Below are 24,462 nucleotides of genomic sequence, written 5' to 3' on the forward strand. Positions count from 1 at the left end.
TTTTCCTCCTGACTTTTTAGTCAGCTATCTTAGTAACCTGTATAATATTAGGAAGTGTTAAAAGTTCGTCAAGCACTTCTTCTTCAATATTCTGATCGACCTCAATCGTCATCAGCGCAAGCTGGCCGACGTCCTTACGCGCCACTTCCATATGTCCGACATTGATGGAGAATTTCGCAAGCACATTGGCAACGCCTGCAATCGTGCCGAATTTATCATTATGAACGACTAAAATAGCCGGGTGGTTTCCGGAAAGTCGCAGCTCAAAGCCATTGAGCTCCGTGATTTCTATTTTTCCGCCGCCGATGGAAATACCGGTAAGGGCTAGCTCTCCCTCATCATCAGAAATGACGATACGCGCCGTATTCGGATGAACGGGCACGGCATCCTCTGTACGGAACTCTACATATATGCCCTTCTCTTCCGCAATTTGAATCGCTGTTTTAATCCGTTCATCAAATGTATCAAAATCAAGCAGGCCGCCGATAATCGCGACATCAGTGCCGTGACCCTTATACGTTTCTGCAAATGATCCGTAAAAAGACACAACGATCCGGCGGGGCTCCCGCCTGAATAAGCTTCTGGCCACTCTGCCGATCCGGGCGGCGCCTGCGGTATGTGAACTGGACGGACCGATCATGACCGGGCCGATAATATCAAAAACGCTTCTATACTTCATGCTGGTTTGCTCCTCCTTAACATCACTTCATTCAGCGCTTTTCTTTAGACTAATTGAACATTTCTCAATTGGCAAGCAGGCACACTGCCGCACTGCCGCAGGTAAATAAAGGCATAAGAATAGAAGGGCCTGATAAGCCCTTCTATTCTGCCGCAAATATATATGGATACAGAGGCTGTCTGCCGTTATGGATTTCAACCTCGATATCTTCACAGACGCTAGCAATATACTCAGCGAGTTTCTCAGCTTCTTCTTCCGGCGCGTCCTCTCCGTACAGGATGGTGACGATTTCATCTTCTTCCCCGATCATTTCATCCAGCAGCAATTTCGCCGCACTTATCCGATCTTCGGCGCTGCCGATAATTGAACTGTTTAAAATGCCGATAAAATCACCTTTTTTAATATCTTTGCCGTCAATATGGGTGTCTCTGACTGAATATGTCACCTGGCCGCTTTTCACATTCCGGATGGCCTCAAGCATATTGGCTTCATTTACATCAGCCGGCTGGTCAGGGTTAAACGCAAGCAGGGCGGTCATGCCTTGAGGGACCGTTTTTGCCGGAATGACAATGACATTTTCTTCAGCCACGCTCGCCGCCTGATTGGCAGCCATCACAATATTGGAATTGTTCGGAAGAATGAAAACCGTCTCCGCATTGACAGACTGAACGGCTTCAACAATATCTTCCGTGCTCGGATTCATTGTCTGGCCGCCTTCGATTACGTGTGAAGCGCCGATGCTCGTAAACAATTCAGAAATGCCCTCTCCCATTGCCACAGTCACGATGCCAAAAGGCTTACGGGCTTCTTTCATAACGCCGGCCGGCTTTTTTTCATCATGTTCTTGGCTGATGATTGAAGTATGCTGTTCCCTCATGTTTTCAATTTTAATTTTAATCAAATCGCCGTAACGCTGTGCGAGATTGAGTACGTTCCCTGGTTCTTCGGCATGAATATGAACTTTCGCCAGCGTATCATCAGCCACGACCAGCAATGAATCGCCGAAACGGCTCAGTTCGTTTCTGAACGCCTCTTCCTTGAACGTCCGTTTATCTTGATCCAGCCTCACCATCACTTCCGTACAAAATCCGAATTCAATGTCTTCTGTACTCAGCATGCTCTGCGCGCTTTTATGATGCTCGGCATTCACCATATCATCGAGTGCCGGAAGAACCGCTTTTTTCGGTACGGCCTCTCCTTTTAAAGCAGCCAAAAAGCCTTCATATACACAAAGCAGACCTTTTCCGCCGCTGTCAACGACACCGACGTCCTTTAAAACAGGAAGCAGATCCGGCGTGCGGTTGAGCGACGCTTCCGCTTCTTCAATAACGGCCTCCATGACCGAAATAATATCGGTTTCTTCTTTGGCCGAGGCGACCGCTTTTTTAGCCGCATCCTTGGCCACGGTTAAAATCGTTCCTTCAACCGGTTTCATAACCGCCTTATATGCCATATCCACTCCCGCTTGGAGTGCTGCGGCAAACTCTCGGGCATCTATTTGGTTTTTGTTTTCAATGCTCTTTGTGAAACCTCTGAACAATTGGGACAAGATCACCCCTGAGTTTCCTCTCGCTCCCATAAGCAGGCCTTTTGACAGGGCGATGCCGACTTTGCCGATGTCGGGTGAGTCAATGTGCTCTACCTCTCTTGCACCGGATGACATCGATAAATTCATATTTGTTCCGGTATCGCCGTCAGGCACGGGAAACACGTTCAGCGCATCCACCGCGGATGCATTTTGAGACAATGTCTCAGCCCCCGCCAGAATCATTGCCGCAAAAGCTCTCCCATCTAAGTTTCGTCTAGACAATACTCATCCTCCTCACTACGGGTTCGTTACTCGTACGCCTTGGACATAAATATTTACAGAATCAACTGCAAGTCCGATTGTTTGATTTACTGTGTATTTTACCTTCGTCTGAACATTGTGGGCTACTTCGGATATTTTAGTGCCGTAGCTGACAATAATGTACATGTCGATATGTATTTGTTCGGCTTCCTGACGGACATGTACGCCTTTTGCGAAGTTCTCTCTCCGGAGGATTTCAGACAAACCGTCTTTAATCTGGTTTTTTGAGGCCATCCCCACTATTCCGTAACAGTCAATGGCAGCGCCTCCGGCAACCATTGCGATGACTTCGTTGGATATATCAATCTGTCCGTATTTTGTCTTCATTTCAATGGACACACAGGTTCCTCCTTCAGATGCATAGAGTTATCATTATTCTACTATATGTATCCCATTATGAAAAGAAAAGATACAGACAGCGGCCTTCAGCGCGGAAATGTGATTGGTTTTACATGTCAAGTGATTTTTCTTGAAAGTAAGGGAAACAATAGTTGCAAACGGTTTTTAGCTGTGGTAAATTATTTAAAGTATTGTATAACGAAAGCATCTGAGACACTATGTTTAAAAAGATGTTTCGCGCAGTTAGGAGGGAAACAAATGGCACGTAAATGTTTTATTACAGGTAAAAAAACAAAAGCCGGAAACAACCGTTCTCATGCAATGAACGCTTCTAAGCGTACTTGGGGCGCCAACCTTCAAAAGGTCCGCATCCTCGTTGACGGCAAACCTAAAAAAGTGTATGTATCTGCCCGGGCTTTAAAATCCGGTAAAGTTGAGCGTGTATAAGCAAAAATGAACGCCTGCCCTTTTATGCGGCAGGCGTTTTTTATGCGTTCAAAGAGGGCAATTTCAGCTTCTTGGGCTTACTCTTTTCTAAATGAGCCCAGCATCGCCCGGACAATTCCTCCTAAAAACTTCGGCAATTTAATGGTATAAAATTTCATTTTGTCCCCTCCTATAAGTCCCGTATCCGCTGCGTTCATCACTTTAGGATTCATGGTTTTTTCCGCATATGGCAGAAGCCGCTTTTCTAATCCGCGCTCCTTACCATTATTAATATGCCTTTTGCAAACGAAAAAGTACCTCGTGAATGAATGAGTTCGTTACTAATACATAGTGTGGAACCCAGAGGAATATGACAATTATCAAGGGGATATTTAAAACCGTCGAGTGTCAGGCCGTCTGCCGCTTCCGTAAACGGAATGAAAGAAATATAGCGTCTGCGCGCTTTTTCTTCAATTGTATAACGGCCGGGCCCGAACATCTGAATGTCATTCTGCCGGTCGATCAGCTTGACATCGGTATTCTTATGTAAGGCTTTATACAGCAGCTGGATGTTCCCTAAAAAGTGATCGGCTCTTCCGCCCGTCACACCGAATACCCGAATGTTTTCCGGTTCTTTTTGTAAAGCCCAGTCAAGGGCGAGTTCAAGATCGGTATAATCTTTTTCCGCCTGATACACATGGAGGGCCGGCGCCGCTTTTTGAATCTGCATGAGCTCCTCTTCCGTAATGCTGTCAAAATCACCGAAAGCTTCCTGCGGAATGATTCCGGCCTCCAAAAGAGCAACCGTCCCTTTATCAACTCCGACCCACGTCGTATCTCCGTCTGTGTATTCGGATAGATCGGGAATAAGCTCCCGCGGGCCGCCCGCAACGATATTGATTGTCTTCATATGCTATCCTCTCTCTTAGACGCGAAAAGAGCCGGCGGCTTTCACCGGGCTCTTTTTCAGCATGTTTATGATGCGTTTCGGATGTCAGCGATGGCTTTTTTCCGATCCGGCTGATTATATACGGCAGACCCGGCAACAAGCAGATTGGCGCCCGCTTCAGCGCATAAAGGGGCTGTTTCTTTATTAACGCCTCCGTCCACCTCGATTAAAAGCTCAGACAGGCCTTTCTCCTCAGCCAGCTGTTTGACCTGACGGATTTTCGGCAGAACCGAATGAATGAAGCGCTGTCCGCCAAAACCGGGGTTAACCGTCATTAACAGCACAAGGTCAAGCTCCTCGATCACATGTTCAATCATTTGGACGGGCGTATGCGGATTAAGCACAACTCCCGCTTTTACCCCCTGCTCTTTTATCAATTGAATGGTCCGGTGAAGATGCGGACACGCTTCAGCATGAACGGAAAGGATGTCCGCACCGGCTTTTGCGAATGCCGGGATGTAGCGGTCCGGGTTTTCAATCATAAGATGGACATCCAGCGGCAGATCAGTCACCGGACGGACGGCTTCAACGATAAGCGGCCCGATTGTAATGTTAGGGACGAAATGGCCATCCATGACATCAATATGGATATAGTCTGCCCCTCCTTTTTCCACGTCTTTAATTTCCTCGCCCAGTGAAGCAAAATCGGCGGAAAGAATTGATGGCGCAACCTTAATCATATTAATACCTCGGCTTTCTCTCTTTTATTTCCTGCATAAATTCTTTGTAATGCTCATAGCGGTACGGCTGAATCTCTCCTTCTTCCACCGCTTGCTTTACCGCGCATTTCGGTTCTTTAAGATGCAGACAGCCTCTGAATTTGCAAGAGGCGCTTATTTCTCTGATCTCAGGGAACGTGCTGCCCAGCTCTTCTTCCTCAATGCCGGTAAATTCAAGCGAACTGAACCCCGGAGTATCCGCAACCAGACCGCCTGATGTATGAATGAGCTCCACATGGCGCGTCGTATGTTTTCCGCGTCCCAAATGCGCGGAAATCTCGTTTGTTTTCAGCTCAAGCTCCGGGCTGATCGCATTTAAAAGCGAAGATTTTCCGACTCCCGACTGACCGGCAAACACCGTCGTTTTGTTCTCGAAGTGTTTCACAATGCCTGTTAAGCCGCTGTTTTCTTTTGATGACGTCACATATACGTCATAACCGATCGCCTGATAGTCTTTCACGTAAGAAAGTATCGCCTCTTTCGATTCCCCGTCTGCAGCTAAGTCCATTTTGGTTATGCAGATGATCGGGTGAATGCCGTTGGCTTCCACAAGGACGAGAAAACGGTCCAATAAAGACGTGCTGAACGCCGGCTGAACGGCAGAAAAGACGAGAACGGCCTGATCGACATTTGAAATCGGCGGCCTGATCAGCTCATTTGTTCGTTCTTTGATTTCCAGCAGGTAGCCTTCTTTATCATTTTCAGCCTGATAAACGGCATAATCGCCGACCAGGGGCGTTACTTTATTTTTTCTGAAAATGCCCCGGCCCCTGCATTGAATGATCTTGTCCTGTGATTCATCCAAGACATAATAGAATCCGCTTAACGCTTTTATAATTTTGCCCTCAGGCATAGGGTCCCTCCTTGTCAGTCATTATCTTTCGGGTATTCAATCGTTTTGTAGCTGACCACTTTATGATCGACCATCACTTGATAATACCCCTTCTGTCCCTGATCAATCTTCAGTTCAATTGTTTTTTCAGTCGGCTCTTTTATTTTAAATGAGTCATACGTATCAGAGATGCTGTGGTCCTTATCATCGATGGCGATTTGCACTTCAAGCTCGTCCCCTTCATGTTCAGGTTCGTAAGGAATGCTGATTTTTTCTTTTACCGTTTTCGCCGGTTTTTCTTCAGGTCCGAGCGAGAACGTCACTTCAACATTACTTCCCGGCTTAACCGCAGTGCCGGCTGACGGCTCTTGTTTCATGACTTGTCCTTCCGGCACGTCATCTGAATGGGCTTGTTTTTCAACAAGCTGCAGGCCGTTATCTTCAAGATACCCTGAAGCCGCTTCTTTGCTGTAAGTCTTTAAGTCCCTCAGCGTAACGTCCGCCGGGCCGAGGCTGACCGTTAGATTGACTTCATCGTCGCTTGCGACCATATCGGTGCCGGCTGACGGGTCCTGATCAATTACGGTGCCGGCCTCGCTGTCATCGTTTTCTTCTTTGACATTAACATGTTTGAAGCCTTTTTCCTTCAGCGCTTTTTTTGCGTCGCCGATCTGCCGTCCTTTCACGTCGATCAGCTGGGTTTTCGGTTTTCCGATGCTTTTGTACAGTTTTACAGAAGAACCTTCTTTAACGGTAGACCCCGCTTTTGGGTCCGTTTTGACCATTAATTCCTCTTCTATTTTTTCATCTTCAATGTCCGTTATATCAGGATCAGCCCGGAGCCCGTTCTTTTCAAGCAGGGCTTCCGCTTTTTCGTACTTCATGCCCCGTACGTCGGGGACGCTTACATCTTTAGGCATAAATAAAGACGGGAACACGGTGACCGCAAGAACAGCCGCCATAATGAAAATGAAACAGACGGCCAGCAAAACCCACGGCCATTTCCGTTTTTTCTTTTTGGCTGGCTGCTGTTCCTTATCATCCGTCTCCCCCGGCGTTTCCGCCTGAGGAGCGGCTTTTGCGCCGTCAGTAATAACGGGAATGGCTTTTGTCATTTCCTCATCATCCTGCACGGAAAATTTTTGTTCATTCAGCCTGCCGGCGTCAAAAGCCGTTCTGATGTCCGCCTCCATGTCTTCGGCGCTTTCATAGCGGTGAAACGGATCTTTAGCGGTTGCCTTTAAAATAATGTTTTCAACGCTCTGCGGAATGGAAGGGTTCCACTTTCTGGCGGAAGGCGTTTCTGTTTGCAGGTGCTTTAGCGCTATGCTGACGGCTGATTCTCCGTCAAAAGGGATTTTGCCTGTTAAAAGCTCAAACAGCACGATGCCGAGCGCGTAAATATCTGATTTTTTCGTTGCCAGGCCGCCTCTCGCCTGCTCCGGAGACAAATAATGAACCGAGCCCAGCACAGAATTCGTATGTGTGATTGTCGTAGATGTAAGCGCTGTGGCGATGCCGAAATCCGTCACCTTGATATGCCCTAAATGATCTATCAATATATTGTGCGGTTTAATATCCCGGTGCACGATATGGTTTTGATGGGCATGGGCGATGGCCGAGACGATCTGCTCCATAACGGACAGCGCTTCTTTCGGATGGAGCGGTCCGTGTGCGGTTATGTATTCCTTTAATGTCATGCCTTCCACATATTCCATGACAATGTAATAAATATCGCCTTCCTCCCCGATATCGTAAATACTGACGATATTCGGATGATCGAGGCTTGATGCCGACTGTGCTTCTCTTCTGAAACGCCTGATAAAATCAATGTCATTCACAAAGTCAAACCGCAGAATTTTAATTGCGACTTCACGTTCGAGAATGATGTCCTCAGCTAAAAAAACGTTTGCCATTCCGCCGCCGCCAATGGGCCGGAGGATATGATAACGCCCGCTGATCCGCTTGCCGGTTAGCACTTGTCTTCACCCTCTTTTTCATCTGCGGAAAACTCAATCAACACAGCCGTGATGTTATCTTCGCCGCCGTTTTGATTCGCTTTGCTGATGAGAAGGTCTACTTTTTCCTGAGGATCAGATTCGGCTTGAAGCATTTGTTTGATCTCGTGATCTTCTATTTTATTTGACAGTCCGTCAGAGCATAAAAGCAGCTGATCGCCGTCAGACAGTTCAAAAGAACGGGCGTCGGGGCTGATGGTTTCATCTGTCCCCAGCGCTCTCGTCAATACATTTTTCCGCGGATGGTGCTCGGCGTCCTCTTTCGAAATTTCCCCCGTCTTGACCAGCTCATTCACAAGCGAATGGTCCTCAGTCAGCTGAGTGAATTCCCCCTCTTGAAGCAGGTAGCACCGGCTGTCTCCGATATGAGCCACAGTGACAAACTTCCCCGTGAATAAGGCGCAGACAATGGTGGTGCCCATTCCCCGGCATTCTTCATTCGCTTTAGCGTGGTCATGTACTTTGACATTCGCCTCATGAATCCGGTCTTTCAGCCAATCCTCGCAAGCGGACGGCAGAGAAGGAACCGTTTCGGTCCGGTTCCACTGCTCTTCCATCGCCGCAACCGCCATCCTGCTCGCTACATCTCCGGCAAGATGACCGCCCATGCCGTCGGCGACAACCGCAAGCACCGCGTCTTCTTTTGTGAAAATGCCCGCCGCATCTTCATTATGCCGGCGGACTTTACCTGTATCTGTTTTCAAGGCTGTAATCAACCTCTTCACCTCGTCTCGTCTTGACGCTCCTTCGCGCGAAGCTGACCGCAGGCCGCGTCAATGTCATGGCCTTGCTCTCTTCTGATCGTGACATTTACACCGCGGGATTTTAACGTTTTTTCGAATGCGAAAATCTGATCTCTCGGTGTGCGGACGTAATCCCGTTCAGGCACATAGTTTACCGGAATTAAATTGACATGGCATTTCACGTCTTTTAACAGTTCTGCAAGCTCTTCTGCATGTTCGACCTGATCATTTACGCCGCCGAACAGCCCGTATTCAAAGCTGATCCGTCTGCCTGTTTTCTCGATGTAATATTTAACGGCCTCCATAAGGTCAGGAAGCTTATAGGCTTTGTTAATCGGCATCAGACGGCTTCTGATTTCCGTATTCGGAGCATGCAGAGAAATTGCGAAATTGATCTGCATTTTTTGATCGGCGAAATCGTAAATCTTCGGAATGATTCCGCTGGTGGAAACTGTGATATGACGCGCTCCGATGTTCAGCCCTTTATCGTGGTTAATGATTTTTAAGAAAGCGAGCATTTCATTGAAATTATCAAACGGCTCTCCGATTCCCATGATGACGACTGAGCTGACGCGTTCATCCGTTTCATCAAGCGCCTTTTGCACTTTCACGACTTGAGCGACGATTTCTCCCGCTTCAAGATTCCGTTTCAGTCCGCCGAGTGTTGACGCGCAAAATGTGCAGCCGATCCGGCAGCCGACCTGTGTCGTTACACATACAGAATTACCATACTCGTGTCTCATTAAAACCGTTTCGATCGTATAACCGTCATGAAGCTCAAATAAAAATTTCATCGTGCCATCTTGAGATGTCTGTTTTACAGCCGTTTTCAGCGTTGTCAGCACAAAATTGCTCTCGAGTTTTTCACGCAGGCTTTTTGAGAGGTTTGTCATTTCATCAAATGAAGAAACCCGCTTTTCATAGAGCCATTCAAAAATCTGTGCTGCGCGGAACGGCTTTTCGCCATTCTCGGTCAGCCATTGTTTGATTTCATCTAATTCAAAAGAGTAAATGGACGGCTGCTCAGTCCGCAGCTCTTTCCGTACGCTTGTCTTTTTTAATTGTGTCATTTTTTATCCCTTCTTTCTCATGCTGCTAATAAAGAAACCGTCTGTTCCGAAATAATGCGGAAGAATTTGAAGGCTTCCATCCTGAACAAAGGGTCTCGCCTTTTCAGGCAGCCGCTTTTCAAGAGACAAATCGGGTTCAAACTCAGGGTGTTCTTGTATAAACGCATGCATAACTTCTTCATTTTCTGTCCGATCCATTGTACACGTACTGTATACGAGTGTGCCACCTTTTTTTACTAATGGGGCGATTTCCCTTAAAATGCCGAGCTGGATTTCTGACAGCCGTCTGCTGTCCTCCGGCGTCTTCGTATATTTCATATCGGGTTTTCTTCTGATGACACCGAAACCTGAGCAAGGCGCATCAACGAGAATACGGTCAAACCGTTCTGCGCCAAAGGCCTCTCCCGCTTTTCGCGCATCCATCGTTTGCGCGTCGATGATCGTAAGTCCGAGCCGTTCTGCGCCCTCTTTAATCAGCTTCACTTTATGGCGGTGAAGATCAAGCGATGTGAGGCTCCCCTCGTTCTCCATCAGTTCCGCAATGTGAGCCGACTTTCCGCCCGGTGCGGCGCATGCATCTAAAACGGTTTCGCCCGGCTTCGGGTCCAGCGCCCGCGCGACAAGCATTGAGCTTTCATCCTGTATGGATACCCGGCCGTTTTGGAAAAATGCCGTGTTCGCGATGCTTCCTTTCAAAAGCTTAATCGCATCAGGAGAAAGGTCTCCGGCTTCCGCTTCCAGACCGGCATTCTCCATCTCATTCAGCACCGTTTCCCTGTCGCTCTTTATGTGATTGACACGGAGCGTCTGCTTCGGCGGAATGAGATGAATCCGGCAGATCTTTTCAGCCGCCTCAAAGCCGTACGCCTCGACCCACTCTTTTACGAGCCATTCGGGATGGCTTGTCTCTGTAGAAAGACGGAGAACCGGGTCTTCAATTTCAGCGAATGACGGCGCCCCCTCACGCTGCAGGGAGCGGAGGATGCCGTTGACAAAGGACGCAATGCCCTTATGCCCGCGTTTTTTGGCGATTTCAACCGCTTCATGGATGGCGGCGCGATCCGGAATTTTTTCTAAATACTCCATTTGATACGCGGACAGACGAAGCAGCTGAATCACCCACGGCTTCACCTTATTCGGCTTGCGGATAAAAGGCTTCAGCATATAGTCTAAGGCGATTTTATTTTGCAGCGTTCCGTAGACAAGCTCTGTCAGCAGTCCTCTGTCCTGATCGCTGAGCGTGTTCGTTTTGATAACCGATGTAAGAAGCAGGTTGCTGTATGCCTGATTTTGCTCAAGCTTCTCAAGCGCTTCAAGGGCGAGCTCCCGGACATTAATTTTCTTCATTTGCTGCTCCTAACACGTCACCGGGCTGCACATTTTTGCCTCTTACAAAATCTTCGCCCTTCATCCGTTTTTTTCCCGCCGGCTGCAGCTCAGTGATTAAAAGGGCGGTGCTGTTTCCTGATGCGACGACAATGCCGTTTTGCTCCGTACGGATGACTGTTCCGGGCGCAGCTTCAGTTTTTGCTGCAACTTTTTCAGAAGCCCATACTTTAATAGTTTGACCGTTCAAAGTTGTATAGGCGACAGGCCAAGGGTTTAAACCTCTGATCTGGTTGTAGATCTCTTCTCCGGGCTTTGCCCAATCAATCCGCTCCTGCTCACGCTTAATGTTAGGCGCGTAAGTCGCTTTTGATTCGTCCTGTTTGATCGGTTTAATATTTCCGGAAATGACGTTCGGGACGGTCTCTGACAAAAGCTTTGCCCCCGCTATGCTTAATTTGTCGTGCAACGTGCCGACGTTATCCGTTTCATCAATTTCCACTTCGATTTTAGAAATCATATCGCCCGCATCAAGCTTTTCAACCATATACATGATCGTCACGCCCGTTTTCTTCTTGCCTTGGAGAATCGAATAATGTATCGGCGCTCCGCCTCTTAATTCAGGCAATAGTGACGCGTGTACGTTGATACAGCCGTATGTCGGGCCGTCCAGCAGCTGCTTGGGCAGGATCTGTCCGAATGCCGCCGTAACAATCAGGTCCGGCTTCAGGCTGAGCACTTTTTCTATTTCTTCTTCGAGCCTTACTTTTTCGGGCTGAAGCACGGGAATGCCGTGACGTTCAGCTTCAGCCTTTACAGGAGGGGGCGTCATGATTTTTTTTCTGCCTTTCGGGCGGTCAGGCTGCGTAACGACACCAACCACTTCATATCCGTCTTCAATAAGCGTGCGCAGGACGGGAACTGAAAAGTCGGGCGTTCCCATAAAAACGATCCTTGTCATCCAATCATCCTTCCATTTCTGCCAGTTCTTCTTCAGTGTAGTAAGCCGTAATTTTTGATGTGAATAAAATGCCGTCTAAATGATCCATTTCATGCTGAACGGCTCTGGCCAAAAAACCCTCCGCTTCTAAAATAAACGGTTTTCCTTTACGGTCGTGGGCTTTTACCTTTACGTAATCCGGGCGGGTGACATCACCGAAAACCCCGGGAAAACTTAAGCAGCCCTCGACTCCGGTCTGTTCACCGCTCTTTTCAAGAATAACCGGATTTACAAGGTCGATACGGCCGCTTTCTTCACCGATGTCCACGACGGCCGCTCTTTTTAAAATGCCGATTTGCGGCGCGGCGAGACCGACGCCATCCATTTCGAGCATCGTATCGTACATATCGTCAAGCAGTTTTTTTAATTTTTTATCAAACACTGTCACTTCATCGGCGGGTGTTTCCAGAACCTCCGCCGGGTGTGTGACGATTTTTTTCACAGCCAAAATTTTGCCCTCCAAAAACTAATGTTACATCAGCATGTACGGATTCATATCGATTGAAATCATTACATGCTTTTGCGCAATGTCGCGTTTATAGTGCTCCAGTATCTTTTTCAACTGAATCTGCAACTCGTTTTCCTGTCTGTATTTTATCACGCATTGATAGCGATATCTATCTTTGATCCTGGCAATCGGGGAAGCCGCCGGCCCGAGAATTTTCGTATCAGGCCCGCATCCCGCTCTTAAATAGTTTGTAATCTTTTCTGCGGTGACCGCGGCTTTTGCCGCTTCTTCATGAGAAACGGTCACCAGCGCCACGTAATAATACGGCGGGTATGACTGGGCCCGTCTGTGCGCCATTTCCTGCTGAAAAAAAGTTTCATAGTCGTGCGTTTTCGTCAGCTGAATGCTGTAATGAGACGGTGTATACGTTTGAATGACCACCGTTCCCGGCTTTTCATGCCGCCCGGCCCGTCCGCTTACCTGCGTCAGCAGCTGGAATGTCTTCTCCGCGGCCCTGAAATCTGGGATGTGAAGCGTCGTATCTGCGCTTAATACTCCGACAAGCGTCACGTTCGGAAAATCAAGCCCTTTTGCGATCATCTGCGTACCGAGCAGGATATCCGCCTTCCCTTCACCGAACGCTGACAACAATTTTTCATGGGCGCCTTTTCTTGAAGTGGTATCCACATCCATCCTGATCACACGCGCCTGAGGCAGCACTTTGGTAAGCTCCTCCTCCACACGCTGCGTGCCCGTGCCGAAAAAGCGGATATGTTCGCTGCCGCATTCCGGGCATGTTCCCGGGACAGGTTCCTCATGGCCGCAGTAATGGCATTTCAGCCTTTGCCCGTAGCGGTGATAAGTCATGGAAATGTCGCAATGCGGACATTGCGGCACATAACCGCAATCCCGGCACATCACAAACGAGGAATACCCCCGTTTATTCAGAAAAAGGACGGCCTGCTCTTTTTTTGCAAGCTTCTCTTCCAGCTGTTCCATCAGCTCTCTTGAAAACATTGATCTGTTGCCGTTTCTCAGTTCTTCTCTCATATCAACGAGAGAAACGTCAGGCATGAGCTGGCGGTTTACGCGATGTTTTAATGGAAGCAGCTCATAAACGCCTTTTTTCGCCCGCGCAAATGACTCCAATGTCGGCGTGGCGCTCCCGAGGACGACCGGACAGCTGTGATGCTCGGCCCGGCGGATGGCTACGTCCTTTGCATGATACCGCGGCATTTCCTCCTGCTTATAGGAAGATTCGTGCTCTTCATCAATAATGATCATGCCGAGATTTTCAAACGGGGCAAAGATGGCCGATCTGGCTCCGACGACAAGCCGGACTTCCTTGCGCTGAATCTTCCGCCATTCATCGTATTTTTCACCTGTGGATAATCCGCTGTGCATGACCGCAACCTGTGAGCCGAAGCGGCCTTTAAAACGGTTGACCATTTGCGGTGTCAACGAGATTTCCGGAACGAGCACGATGGCTTCTTGTCCTTTTGCCAGCACTTTTTCAATGGATTGCAGGTAAATTTCCGTTTTGCCGCTTCCCGTGACGCCGTGAAGCAGAAAGACGTGGTGGACATGGTCGGCTACGGCTTGTTTAATCGGCTCAAAAGCGGCCTGCTGCTCTTCTGTAAGAGAGAGCGGCTCTGTTTTTTTGAACATTCTGTCCTGATAAGGATCGCGGTAAACCTCCTCGAAGCTTTCCGTAAGGAGCCCCTTTTTAAGAAGCGTTTTCAGCGTCGCAGAACTGGAATCGGTCTTTTTGCAAAGCTCGGCCGCGGAAATCTTTTCTCCCCCGCCGATAAAATAAGTAAGCACGGCGAGCTGTTTAGAAGCCTGCTTTGTCAATGAATCTGCGTGCCGGGCGAGTTCTTCTTTGTCTGCCCCCGCTTCGATCATGCGGATCATTTTTTTATTCGTTTTCTGGGCGACTTTATAGGTGACATCAATGCTTCCTTTGCGCACGAATTTTTGCAGTGCCGAAAGAATACGTTCATCGGTAATATCTGAGTACAGAAGGCTCTTCTGATTTCTGAAAAGCTGCCTGATGTCCGGTGTCAGCGCTTCTTCGTCAACGACTTTCAGCTCTTTCTCGTACTTCGCCTTCAGTGCGGCCGGCAGCATTGCCTGTAGTGCCGTGATTTTAAACGATAGCGTTTTGTCAGAAAGCCATGAAGACAGCTGCATCAGCTCTTCCGTCAGAACGGGTGTCAAATCAAGAAGCTTCTCGACTTCCTTCATTTGCCCGCCGTTTAATTCAGACGAATCTTTCAAACCGGTCACGAACCCTTGAAGCTTGCGCGGGCCGAACGGGACAATCACCCGCATGCCGACTTCGATCATCCCTCTTAAATGATCGGGAATTTTGTAATCAAAGGGCCTGTCAATGTTTTTGGAGCTGACATCGACAATGACTTCTGCCACATTCATACGGGTTTTTGGTCCTCTGCTTTCAAAGCGGTCATTTCCTTCAGCATTTCAAAGGAAACGTCAAGTTTAGACATAAGCGCAAGCTCCCGTTTTCTTCCGTCCCGGAAATAGAAGGTGACGACATTCGTATCTGTGCCAAACCCCGCTCCTTCGGCTTTCACATCATTCGCAACGATCATATCAAGGTTTTTCTGTTCGAGTTTTCTGCGCGCATAGCGTTCGACGTCTTGCGTTTCAGCCGCGAATCCGACCAGAAGCTGGTGTGTTTTCCGTTCGCCCAGTTCTTTCAGTATGTCTGCCGTACGGTTGAATTCGATCACGAGTGAACCGTCTTTCTTCTTCATTTTGTGATCAGAAACAGCCGCCGGCGTAAAATCGGCCACGGCCGCCGTCTTAATCACGATGTCGCATGAATCAAACACAGAAAGCACGGCTTCTCTCATATCTGCTGCTGATTGCACCGGAAGGAACTGATACAGCCCCCGAGGCGGCTCTAACGACACCGGGCCTGAAATCAGCGTCACCCGCGCACCGAGACGGACGGCAGCTTCGGCAGCGGCATAGCCCATTTTGCCGGTGGATTTATTTGTGAAAAAACGGACGGGGTCCACTGCTTCGCGCGTCGGGCCGGCTGTAATGACAATATGTTTTCCTTTCAGCGGCGCATCGTCTTCAGGTTTCTTAAAATGCTCTCTGACACGCTCAACAATAAGCTCCGGCTCCTCTAATCTTCCTTTGCCGACATATCCGCATGCCAAATAGCCTTCACTCGGCTCGATAAAGCGGACGCCGTCCTGATAAAGCACGGAGATGTTCCGCTTCACCGCCGGATGATCATACATATGGACATTCATCGCAGGCGCCACCCAGACCGGGGCCTCCGCTGCCAGCACCGTCGTTGTGAGCATATCGTCGGCAATTCCGTTGGCAAGCTTGCCGATGACGTTTGCCGTAGCGGGTGCGACAATGATTAAATCCGCCCAGTCAGCGGCATCTATATGCGAAATAACCTTCGGATTTTGTTCTTTAAATGTATCTGTATACACTTCATTCCGGCTCAGCGCCTGAAATGTCAGCGGAGAAACAAACTCACGCGCGGACTCAGTCATAATCACTTTTACGTTCGCACCGGCCTGAACCAGTTTGCTGGTAAGCGCAGAAGCTTTATAAACGGCAATCCCTCCGCTGACGCATAGCAGAATGTTTCGGTTTTTCATGAAGTCTTCTCCCCTTTATGAAAACATTGGACAAATCCTAAACGGAAAAAAATAACAACCTATGTAGAGATAGGTTGCTACGTGTGCTTGTTATTCGCTGTCTTCTCTTTCAAACGAAAGCAGGCCCGCGTCAATTTCTTCCAAAGCTTTGCCTACATATTTGTGAGAAATAGTATGTTCAATCTGCTGGTCTTTTTTGATCTGCATTTCGCGCGCGCGTCTTGCAGACACAGTGACCAGCGTATATTTAGAATCTAATTTATTCATTAAAGAGTCAATTGACGGATCTAACATAAGTTATTCTACCTCCAGCATTTTCTTATATCTCGGAGCAACGCGTTCACGCTTTAAGTGCTCGGCGAGAACAATTGCGTTAATCTTATCACAAGCCGTTTGGATATCATCGTTTTCCACGACATAATCATACGCGTCCATCATTTCGATTTCAGCTTTTGCGGCCTTCATTCTGTTTTCAATTAAATCGTCGGTTTCAGTTCCTCTTGTCACGATTCTGTTTTTCAGCTCAGAAAGACTCGGCGGCGCTAAGAAGATAAACAGGCCTTCCGGAAATGCATTCCGCACTTGGAGCGCGCCCTGCACTTCAATCTCTAAGAAGACGTCTTTTCCTTCTTGAAGCGTCTGTTCGACATAATCGACGGGCGTTCCGTAATAGTTGCCGACATATTCCGCCCACTCAAGCAGTTTGTTGTTTTCAATCATGCGTTCGAATTCATCTCTTGATTTAAAGAAATAATCGACGCCGTCGACCTCGCCCTCTCTCGGGTTTCTCGTCGTGACTGAAATTGAGTATTCAAATTTCGTGTCTTCTTGTGAAAATATTGCTTGCCGAACCGTTCCTTTTCCAACTCCTGAGGGACCTGAGAGAACGATTAATAACCCTCTTTCTTTCATGCGGCAATTACCCCTGCCCTTCATCCATAATTTCTTCTTTCACAGAAAGTCTGTGTGCAACTGTCTCAGGCTGGACGGCAGATAAGATAATGTGATCACTATCCATGACGACAACTGCACGGGTTCTTCGTCCGTATGTAGCGTCTATTAGCATTCCGCGGTCTCTTGCATCCTGAATCATTCGCTTTATTGGCGCAGACTCCGGGCTGACAATCGAAATCATCCGATTGGCGGAGATGATATTGCCAAATCCGATATTAATCAGTTTAATCGTCATCTTCTACGTTCCCCCTGTAAAATAGACGTCTCTAGTGTAACCCGAAGAGACCGTCTGTAAACAATACGCACAGTCGCTATTCTATATTTTGCACTTGTTCCTTCAATTTTTCAATAGAACTTTTCATTTCCACGACAAGCTTTGTGATTTGATGATCATTGGCTTTTGAGCCGATCGTGTTCGCTTCGCGGTTAAGCTCCTGCACGAGGAAATCAAGTTTGCGTCCGACTGCCCCGCCTTCTTTTAATATATCACGGAATTGAACAAAATGGCTCTTCAATCTGGTAATTTCTTCCGTAATATCAGAACGGTCGGCGAAAATGGCGCATTCCGTGACCAGCCTGCTTTCGTCGAGTGCGTCCTCCGTCCATTCCTTCATGCGGGCGTAAAGGCGCTCGCGGTAATGCATAACAACGGCCGAAGCGCGGTCTTTCACCTGTTCGGACAGCGTCTCAAGCCGCCCAATGTGCAGAAAACAGTCTTCCGCCAAAAGCCGGCCTTCTTTTTCCCTCATGTCACAAAGTTCCTTTACCGCAAGTTCAGCGGCTTCCCTGATGACTTCTTCAAGCTTGTCATCACGCATCTGCTCTTCGTGAATCTGCGCAATATGTTCAAAAGTAAAGAAATCCATTGCATCGGGTTCCGCGGCCAGACTGTAGCGCTCTTTCATGACACGTGCGGCGCTCACATATTCATCAAGGAGCTCCCAATCAATTTTCAGGCTTCTTTTTTATGAGCGCGTCACTGTTTACAGTGAGAAACAGCTCTACTCTTCCGCGCTGTATATGCTGCAATATCATTTGTTTCAGCTTATCCTCTACATATAGCAAAGGCCGTGGCAGACGGGCGTTCACTTCTTTGAACCGGTAATTGACGGATTTCAATTCAACGGTTGCCGAGAGATCGCCTTTTGTGCTGCTTGCGCTGCCGAAGCCTGTCATACTCCGTATCATATGAAACACCCAATTCTTTCCCGTTATCAAAATAAAAGGGCAATAGACATGCTATTACCCCTAAGATTATATCATATGGAATTATTTTTTTCTTGTCAAAAGTGAACCCGCCAGCAAAAAAGTAGGTATGCCCGACATACCGACAATAAGCATCCAATCGCCCGGCGTAATCGGCACTGTTTTGAAAATAGGCTGCAGCGGCGGATAATAGATGACGATGACCATCAGGAAAATAGAAGAAACGATGGCGCCGAGCAGATAGATATTTTCAAACGGATTCCGGGAAAAAACAGATGTTTCGCTCCGGCAGTCAAACACGTGTATAAGCTGAGCGAGGACAAGAGTCGCGAATGCGACGGTCTGTGCATACGGCAGATTTTCAGGGTTGCGGTGATAGACGATGATAAACGCTAAAATGGTTGCGGCCCCGATCAAAAACCCTCTTGAGACGACTTTCCAGCCCAGTTTTCTCGCAAATACCCCTTCTTTCGGATGCCGCGGCTTCCGCCTCATCAGGTCATCTTCCGGCTGATCCATACCGAGCGCCATCGCCGGCAGCCCGTCAGTCACTAAGTTCACCCACAAGATCTGAATCGGAACGAGCGGCAGCGGCAGAGCGAGAAGCATCGCAAACAGCATGACTAAAATTTCACCGACGTTGGAGGCGAGCAAATACCGGACGAATTTTCTTATATTTTCATAGATATTTCTCCCCTCTTTTATGGCTGATTTAATTGTGGCGAAGTTATCATCTACAAGAATGAGAGAGGAGGCTTCCTTCGCCACATCCGTTCCCGTCACGCCCATGGCAACGCCGATATCAGCCTGCTTTATGGCTGGTGCGTCATTTACCCCGTCACCCGTCATGGCGACGACGTGTCCGTTTTCCTGGAACGCTTTGACGATTTTTAATTTATGTTCAGGTGACACACGGGCGAATACGTAGATATCATCGACCGTCTCGATAAGCTCTTTCTCCGAAAGCTTATTCAGCGTCTTGCCGTCCATCACACGTCCCTTTTTCGGAAGAAGACGCAAATCTTTTGCGATGGCCTTTGCCGTTTCGACGTGATCACCTGTAATCATTACCGTTTTAATGCCTGCTTCACGGCATTCTTTAATGGCCTGTCTGACCTCCGGACGCGGCGGATCAATCATGCCTGACAAACCGAGCATCGTCAGATTTTTTTCCGCCTGCTCCATTGTCGGCTTTTCGCCGGACTTAAGCGGTTTATAAGCAATCGCGATCGTCCGGAGGGCTTGCGATGCCAGCTCTTTCAGGATCGTTTCTGTTTCTGTTTTCATTTCTCCTGAAAAAGGCGCGCTTCTGCCGCCGTGCATCATATGTGACGAACGGTCAATCAGCACATCGGGCGCTCCTTTGGTAATGACGAACTGCTTTTTTTCTTTATCTTCTACGATGACGGTCATCATTTTGCGGACGGAGTCAAACGGAAACTCGGCAACCACCCGGTATTGTTCACTGAGCCAGTCGTTTGAATAGCCGCCTTTTCTCGCAGCCGTCAGCAGCGCACCTTCTGTCGGATCGCCGTCAAGCACATAATGACCGTCTTTCAGTTCAATTTCTGACGTATTGCATAATGCGCCAAAAACCAGCATCTGTTCAAGAATCTTCTCATCTTTCGGCTTGATTTCCCGCTCATCACACGTGAACTCACCCGCTGGCTCATAGCCGATGCCTGACACTTTAAATGTTTTTCCGCCTGACCACATATGGGTGACGGTCATTTTGTTTTGTGTCAGCGTGCCGGTTTTGTCAGAACAAATGACAGAGGCGCAGCCCAATGTTTCAACTGCCGGGAGCTTTCTGACAATTGATTTTTGTTTAATCATGCGCTGGACGCCGATTGATAAAGCCACCGTGACAATAGCGGGAAGCCCTTCCGGAATCGCAGCGACCGCCAATGACACCCCGGCCAAAAACATACTGTAAAGCTCATGTCCCTGTAAGACGCCGACCGCAACGACCAATACCGTCAAAAGCAGCGCGATGATGATTAAAATTTTGCCGAGCTCTTCAAGTCTTCGCTGCAGCGGTGTTGAAAGGTTGCCTGCGGATTCCAGCATATCGGCGATTTTCCCCATTGCCGTATTCATTCCTGTACCGACGACGACGCCGACACCGCTGCCGCGCGTCACGATCGTACCCATAAACGCCATATTATTAATATCGCCTAAAGAAACATCCGGTTTTCTCAGCTTATCAGCTTGTTTGACAACCGGAATTGATTCCCCGGTCAGCGCCGATTCTTCAATTTCAAGGCTCTTCGCTTCAACGATCCTCACATCCGCGCCAATCCGGTCGCCGCTTGTAAATTTCACGATATCGCCGGGAACGAGCTCCTTGGACTGAATTTTCTTCCAGCTCCCGTCCCGTAATGCTGACACATACGGCGTTGACAATTCTTTTAATGCATGTAAAGATTTTTCCGCCCGCCTCTCTTGGAAAAAACCGAGCACCCCATTGACAAATACAATCGCCATAATAGCTATGGCATCTACATATTCGCCTAAAAACCCGGAAATTAAGGTTGCCACCAACAGCACGAGCACCATAAAATCCTTAAATTGGGCGAAAAACACGACGATCGCCGGTGTCCTCTTGCCCTCCTGAAGCTCGTTCGGTCCGTGCTTTTCAAGGCGTTTTTTCACCTCTTTTTCGGTCAATCCCTGTTTAATGGACGTATTTGTTGCTTTCAGTAAATCGGTTTGTCCCATTTCATGAAACTTCATTCTTCTCGTCCACTCCCCCTGCTCGCTTTAGAGATGTCACTCTACAAACAAGCTTATTCTGACTCGTCCCTTTTCATGCTATAATTATCGAATGCAGGAAGAAGGAAAGGGTGTTTTATATGTCTTTTGATGGCATGTTTACATACGGAATGACACATGAATTAAACAGCCGGATCGCCGGAGGCCGGATTACGAGAGTCCATCAGCCTTTTAAGCACGATGTGATATTCCATATCCGCGCTAACGGAAAAAACCATAAATTATTATTATCGGCGCATCCGAGCTATTCACGGGTGCACATGACGAATCAGGCCTATGAGAATCCGAGCGAGCCCCCGATGTTTTGTATGCTGCTCAGAAAGCATATAGAAGGCGGATTTATTGAGAAAATAGAACAGGCCGGATTAGACCGGATTATGATATTCCGCATAAAAAGCAGAAATGAAATCGGCGACGAGACCGTAAGAACGCTGTATGTTGAAATTATGGGACGGCACAGCAATATTATTCTGACTGACGGAGAAGGAGCCATCATCGACGGGCTGAAGCATTTATCTCCATCGATGAACAGCTACCGGACCGTTCTGCCGGGCTATGATTACAAGCTCCCTCCCGCTCAGGAAAAAATTTCACCGCTGGCCGCGGACGAAGAGGACATTTTGCGTTATCTCAGTTTTCAGGAAGGACGGCTTGACCAGCAGATTGTCAGACATTTCTCCGGGGTTTCTCCGCTGTTTGCAAAAGAAGCCGTTCACAGAGCGGGCCTCGCGAACAAAATAACGCTGCCAAAGACGCTGACAGACATGTTCCATGCCGTGAAGGATTGCAGGTTTACACCGAACATTACGACAGCAGCCGGAAAGGAATACTTTTATCTTCTGTCTCTCACGCATGTAAATGGAGAGGAGCGCACCTTTCACTCACTGAGTGAGCTGTTAGACCGGTTTTATTTCGGCAAAGCGGAGCGCGACCGCGTCAAACAGCAGGCTCAAGATCTCGAGCGGTTTGTCGCAAATGAACGGAAAAAGAACGCCAATAAGATTAAAAAGCTGGAAAAGACGCTGGACTACTCAGAGAACGCGAAAGAATTTCAGTTATACGGCGAGCTGCTGACGGCGAATTTGTATATGCTGAAAAAAGGTGACAAAGAAGCGAATGTCATCAATTATTATGATGAAGAGAGTCCGACGGTGGCCATCCCTTTAAATCCGAACAAAACACCGTCAGAAAACGCGCAGATGTATTTTACAAAGTATCAAAAAGCGAAAAATTCCGTTGAGGTTGTAAAAGAACAGATCCGTCTGGCCGAGGAGGAAATCGCTTATTTCGACCAGCTGATTCAGCAGCTTTCCTCCGCTTCCACAAAGGATATTCACGAAATAAGGGAGGAGCTTGTTGAAGGCAAATATCTGCGTCCGAAACAGCAGAGAGGACAGAAAAAACAGAAACAGCACGTTCCTGTTTTGGAGCAGTATGAATCTTCACAGGGATTGACGATCCTGGTCGGCAAAAACAATAAACAAAATGAGTATTTAACGACAAAAGCCGCCGCAAGGGATGATGTATGGTTCCACACGAAAGACATACCGGGATCCCACGTTGTGATTAAAAGCAGCGATCCCGATGAACAATCCATATTGGAAGCAGCTGCGATCGCCGCTTATTTTTCCAAGGCGAAAGATTCCGGCTCCGTGCCTGTTGATTATACAAAAATCAGACATGTGAAAAAGCCAAACGGCGCAAAACCCGGATTTGTCACCTATGACAGCCAGCATACCGTATTTGTCACACCTGATGCCGACCTTGTCATACGGCTGAAAAAATAAACGCACCTCCAAGCTGATACCCGCACTCAGCTTGGAGGTGTTTTTTTATTACCTTATTTCTGAACATAAATGGAGACGGACCCTCCGTTTACATGAAACTCTCCCCAGCCGTCAGATCCGATTTTTACAGTATCTGAACGGTTGCCCGTTATGTCATACCATGTCTCGCCGGCATTTTTCAGGCCGGCATACATCCGCTTTGATCCGCCGGGTCCGTCCGTGATTAAAGCGGCCAAACCTGATTTGGCGGCGGAGCTGTCACCTTCCCTCGTCCATCCGATCACATCCGGGTGGTCAATATAATCGTGCTGGGGCCCGTATGCGTACTCCTTACGCGCTTTTAAAATCGGCTCTATCTTATCTTTCAGTGAGGGAATTTCCTTTGGCGATGTCCCTTTTGTCCCGTACATATCCCCATAGAACACCTGAGGATAACCGGATTCTCTTGTCAAAATAAAGGCGTATGCAAGCGGTTTAAACCAAGTTTGGACTGTCGATTCCAATGACTGTCCCGGCTGTGTGTCATGATTTTCAACAAATGTAACCGCCTTTTCCGGATGCTCGGACACAACGGTACCGTCCAGCAAACGCCTCATATCATATCCGCCTCCTTGTGAGGAAGCCGCCTGTAAATTGAAATGAAGCGGAACATCAAACACGGATTGATTAAAGCTTGTTTTATTCAAGTAGTTTTCGAGTTTCCCGGCATTATTCTGCCAATACTCCGCAACCGTAAACATTTCTTTTCCCGTCGCCTGTCTGACCGCCTGAACCCAATCACGCAGAAATGAAAATTTAATATGTTTGGCGGCATCAATACGGAAGCCGTCTAATGACAGTTCATTCGCATACCAGATACCCCATTTTTTTGTCTCTGCCACGACATCAGGGTGGTCGTAGTCAACATCAGCATACATTAAATAGTCATAGTTGCCGTTTTCACTTGATACTTCCCAATCCCACGCTTTTCCTTCCCCACGAAACTTAAAGATGCGGCTGATCTTCCGGGATTCATCCCAGTCCGCTCCGTCGAAATGATACCAATGCCATTTAAAATCACTGTACGTGTTTCCACGGCCCGGAAAACGAAAATCCGTCCACGCTTTGATTTGATATTCCCCCGAAGTTTCCTGATTTCTATTGGCCGGATTGACTTCGACGGCAGTTACATCTTCTGTTGCATCAGCACCAGCCTTATGATTCAAAACCACATCTCCGTATACTTGGACGTTCCGGGAATGCAGTGAGCCGATCGCATCTTGAAGCTCTGATTTTGTGCCGTATTTCGTTCTGACCGTCCCTTTTTGCTGGAATTCTCCTAAATCATACAAATCATAAGGTCCGTATCCGTTATCGGATTGGCTCGTTCCTTTGTATGCGGGAGGAATCCAGACGGCAGTGATTCCGATATCCGATAAATGTTCCGCATCATTCTGCAATCGTTTCCAATGCTGGCCGTCGTTCGGCGTATACCATTCAAAATACTGCATCAGCGTGCCATTTACGGCTGATGTTTTTGTAATCGGCAAACTGACAAATAACAGCGTGCACATAAGCACAAGTCTGAACGAAACTGTCCGCTTTCGTTTTTGAATCATGTTTCCTCTCCCTCTCATTTTCTTATACAAATTATATTTTACATATCAGTAAAATAATAACAACCCCCCTTTATTCCTATTTTTTACACAG

22 protein-coding genes and 1 pseudogene are annotated in these 24,462 nt (G+C 47.9%); 2 read left to right on the forward strand and 21 right to left on the reverse strand.

Annotated elements, in window-relative coordinates; all coding sequences use genetic code 11:
- Positions 1–16 precede the first annotated feature (16 nt).
- From sdaAB to MJQ52_RS03160, 3 genes are all read right to left on the reverse strand, one after another.
- Complete coding sequence (gene sdaAB, locus MJQ52_RS03150) at positions 17–679, reverse strand: L-serine ammonia-lyase, iron-sulfur-dependent subunit beta (RefSeq protein ID WP_094246947.1); 663 nt, start codon at positions 677–679, stop codon at positions 17–19.
- Between the two features lie 142 nt (positions 680–821).
- Entirely contained in the window at positions 822–2,489 is a 1,668-nt protein-coding gene (locus MJQ52_RS03155; protein ID WP_070081813.1) for a DAK2 domain-containing protein, read from the reverse strand.
- A 15-nt stretch (positions 2,490–2,504) separates the two neighbouring features.
- Complete coding sequence (locus tag MJQ52_RS03160) at positions 2,505–2,867, reverse strand: Asp23/Gls24 family envelope stress response protein (RefSeq protein WP_003154327.1); 363 nt, start codon at positions 2,865–2,867, stop codon at positions 2,505–2,507.
- A 258-nt stretch (positions 2,868–3,125) separates the two neighbouring features.
- On the opposite strand from MJQ52_RS03160, the gene rpmB reads away from it, so the two are divergent.
- Complete coding sequence (rpmB, locus tag MJQ52_RS03165; RefSeq protein ID WP_003154328.1) at positions 3,126–3,314, forward strand: 50S ribosomal protein L28; 189 nt, start codon at positions 3,126–3,128, stop codon at positions 3,312–3,314.
- Between the two features lie 77 nt (positions 3,315–3,391).
- Here rpmB and spoVM read toward each other — a convergent pair whose 3' ends face one another.
- The 17 genes and pseudogenes from spoVM to MJQ52_RS03250 all read right to left on the reverse strand — a co-directional run bounded on the left by spoVM (position 3,392) and on the right by MJQ52_RS03250 (position 20,947).
- Positions 3,392–3,472 (reverse strand): stage V sporulation protein SpoVM, encoded by an 81-nt coding sequence (gene spoVM, locus MJQ52_RS03170; RefSeq protein ID WP_003154329.1) that lies wholly within the window; start codon positions 3,470–3,472, stop codon positions 3,392–3,394.
- Between the two features lie 86 nt (positions 3,473–3,558).
- Positions 3,559–4,203 carry a thiamine diphosphokinase gene (locus MJQ52_RS03175; RefSeq protein ID WP_094246948.1) on the reverse strand — a complete coding sequence of 215 codons (645 nt, stop codon included), beginning with the start codon at positions 4,201–4,203 and terminating at the stop codon, positions 3,559–3,561.
- Positions 4,204–4,268: 65 nt separating this feature from the next.
- Positions 4,269–4,922 (reverse strand): ribulose-phosphate 3-epimerase, encoded by a 654-nt coding sequence (rpe, locus tag MJQ52_RS03180; RefSeq protein WP_003154331.1) that lies wholly within the window; start codon positions 4,920–4,922, stop codon positions 4,269–4,271.
- A gap of 1 nt (position 4,923) precedes the next feature.
- Positions 4,924–5,814, reverse strand: a complete 891-nt coding sequence (rsgA, locus tag MJQ52_RS03185; RefSeq protein WP_094246949.1) for a ribosome small subunit-dependent GTPase A — start codon at positions 5,812–5,814, stop codon at positions 4,924–4,926.
- A 14-nt stretch (positions 5,815–5,828) separates the two neighbouring features.
- Complete coding sequence (gene pknB, locus MJQ52_RS03190) at positions 5,829–7,772, reverse strand: Stk1 family PASTA domain-containing Ser/Thr kinase (RefSeq protein WP_077722187.1); 1,944 nt, start codon at positions 7,770–7,772, stop codon at positions 5,829–5,831.
- A complete protein-coding gene (locus tag MJQ52_RS03195; RefSeq protein WP_071391846.1) occupies positions 7,766–8,527 on the reverse strand; it encodes a Stp1/IreP family PP2C-type Ser/Thr phosphatase in 762 nt (253 codons plus the stop codon). The genes pknB and MJQ52_RS03195 overlap by 7 nt, the downstream gene beginning before the upstream one ends.
- Before the next feature lie 5 nt (positions 8,528–8,532).
- Complete coding sequence (gene rlmN / locus MJQ52_RS03200) at positions 8,533–9,624, reverse strand: 23S rRNA (adenine(2503)-C(2))-methyltransferase RlmN (RefSeq protein WP_003154339.1); 1,092 nt, start codon at positions 9,622–9,624, stop codon at positions 8,533–8,535.
- Positions 9,625–9,627: 3 nt separating this feature from the next.
- Positions 9,628–10,971, reverse strand: a complete 1,344-nt coding sequence (gene rsmB, locus MJQ52_RS03205; protein ID WP_003154341.1) for a 16S rRNA (cytosine(967)-C(5))-methyltransferase RsmB — start codon at positions 10,969–10,971, stop codon at positions 9,628–9,630.
- On the reverse strand, positions 10,958–11,911 hold the full coding sequence (gene fmt, locus MJQ52_RS03210) for a methionyl-tRNA formyltransferase (protein ID WP_094246950.1): 954 nt from the start codon (positions 11,909–11,911) through the stop codon (positions 10,958–10,960). The genes rsmB and fmt overlap by 14 nt, the downstream gene beginning before the upstream one ends.
- A gap of 4 nt (positions 11,912–11,915) precedes the next feature.
- On the reverse strand, positions 11,916–12,398 hold the full coding sequence (gene def / locus MJQ52_RS03215; RefSeq protein WP_003154343.1) for a peptide deformylase: 483 nt from the start codon (positions 12,396–12,398) through the stop codon (positions 11,916–11,918).
- A 24-nt stretch (positions 12,399–12,422) separates the two neighbouring features.
- Entirely contained in the window at positions 12,423–14,834 is a 2,412-nt protein-coding gene (gene priA, locus MJQ52_RS03220; protein ID WP_094246951.1) for a primosomal protein N', read from the reverse strand.
- Positions 14,831–16,051: a bifunctional phosphopantothenoylcysteine decarboxylase/phosphopantothenate--cysteine ligase CoaBC gene (coaBC, locus tag MJQ52_RS03225; RefSeq protein WP_014470413.1), complete on the reverse strand. Its 1,221-nt coding sequence runs from the start codon at positions 16,049–16,051 to the stop codon at positions 14,831–14,833. The genes priA and coaBC overlap by 4 nt, the downstream gene beginning before the upstream one ends.
- A 90-nt stretch (positions 16,052–16,141) precedes the next feature.
- Positions 16,142–16,345 carry a DNA-directed RNA polymerase subunit omega gene (gene rpoZ / locus MJQ52_RS03230; protein WP_003154346.1) on the reverse strand — a complete coding sequence of 68 codons (204 nt, stop codon included), beginning with the start codon at positions 16,343–16,345 and terminating at the stop codon, positions 16,142–16,144.
- Positions 16,346–16,348: 3 nt separating this feature from the next.
- On the reverse strand, positions 16,349–16,963 hold the full coding sequence (gene gmk / locus MJQ52_RS03235; RefSeq protein ID WP_013352212.1) for a guanylate kinase: 615 nt from the start codon (positions 16,961–16,963) through the stop codon (positions 16,349–16,351).
- A gap of 7 nt (positions 16,964–16,970) precedes the next feature.
- Entirely contained in the window at positions 16,971–17,240 is a 270-nt protein-coding gene (gene remA / locus MJQ52_RS03240; protein WP_003154355.1) for an extracellular matrix/biofilm regulator RemA, read from the reverse strand.
- Positions 17,241–17,316: 76 nt separating this feature from the next.
- Positions 17,317–18,193, reverse strand: a pseudogene (locus MJQ52_RS03245) (YicC/YloC family endoribonuclease).
- 81 nt (positions 18,194–18,274) lie between these two features.
- Positions 18,275–20,947, reverse strand: a complete 2,673-nt coding sequence (locus tag MJQ52_RS03250) for a calcium-translocating P-type ATPase, SERCA-type (RefSeq protein ID WP_014470417.1) — start codon at positions 20,945–20,947, stop codon at positions 18,275–18,277.
- A gap of 119 nt (positions 20,948–21,066) precedes the next feature.
- On the opposite strand from MJQ52_RS03250, the gene MJQ52_RS03255 reads away from it, so the two are divergent.
- Complete coding sequence (locus tag MJQ52_RS03255; protein ID WP_014470418.1) at positions 21,067–22,773, forward strand: Rqc2 family fibronectin-binding protein; 1,707 nt, start codon at positions 21,067–21,069, stop codon at positions 22,771–22,773.
- Positions 22,774–22,826: 53 nt separating this feature from the next.
- Here MJQ52_RS03255 and amyS read toward each other — a convergent pair whose 3' ends face one another.
- Complete coding sequence (gene amyS / locus MJQ52_RS03260; RefSeq protein WP_373419502.1) at positions 22,827–24,389, reverse strand: alpha-amylase; 1,563 nt, start codon at positions 24,387–24,389, stop codon at positions 22,827–22,829.
- Between the last annotated feature and the right edge of the window lie 73 nt (positions 24,390–24,462).

Origin of the sequence: Bacillus sp. jun7 (assembly GCF_051034795.1) — a bacterium.
GTDB classification, from domain to species: domain Bacteria; phylum Bacillota; class Bacilli; order Bacillales; family Bacillaceae; genus Bacillus; species Bacillus velezensis.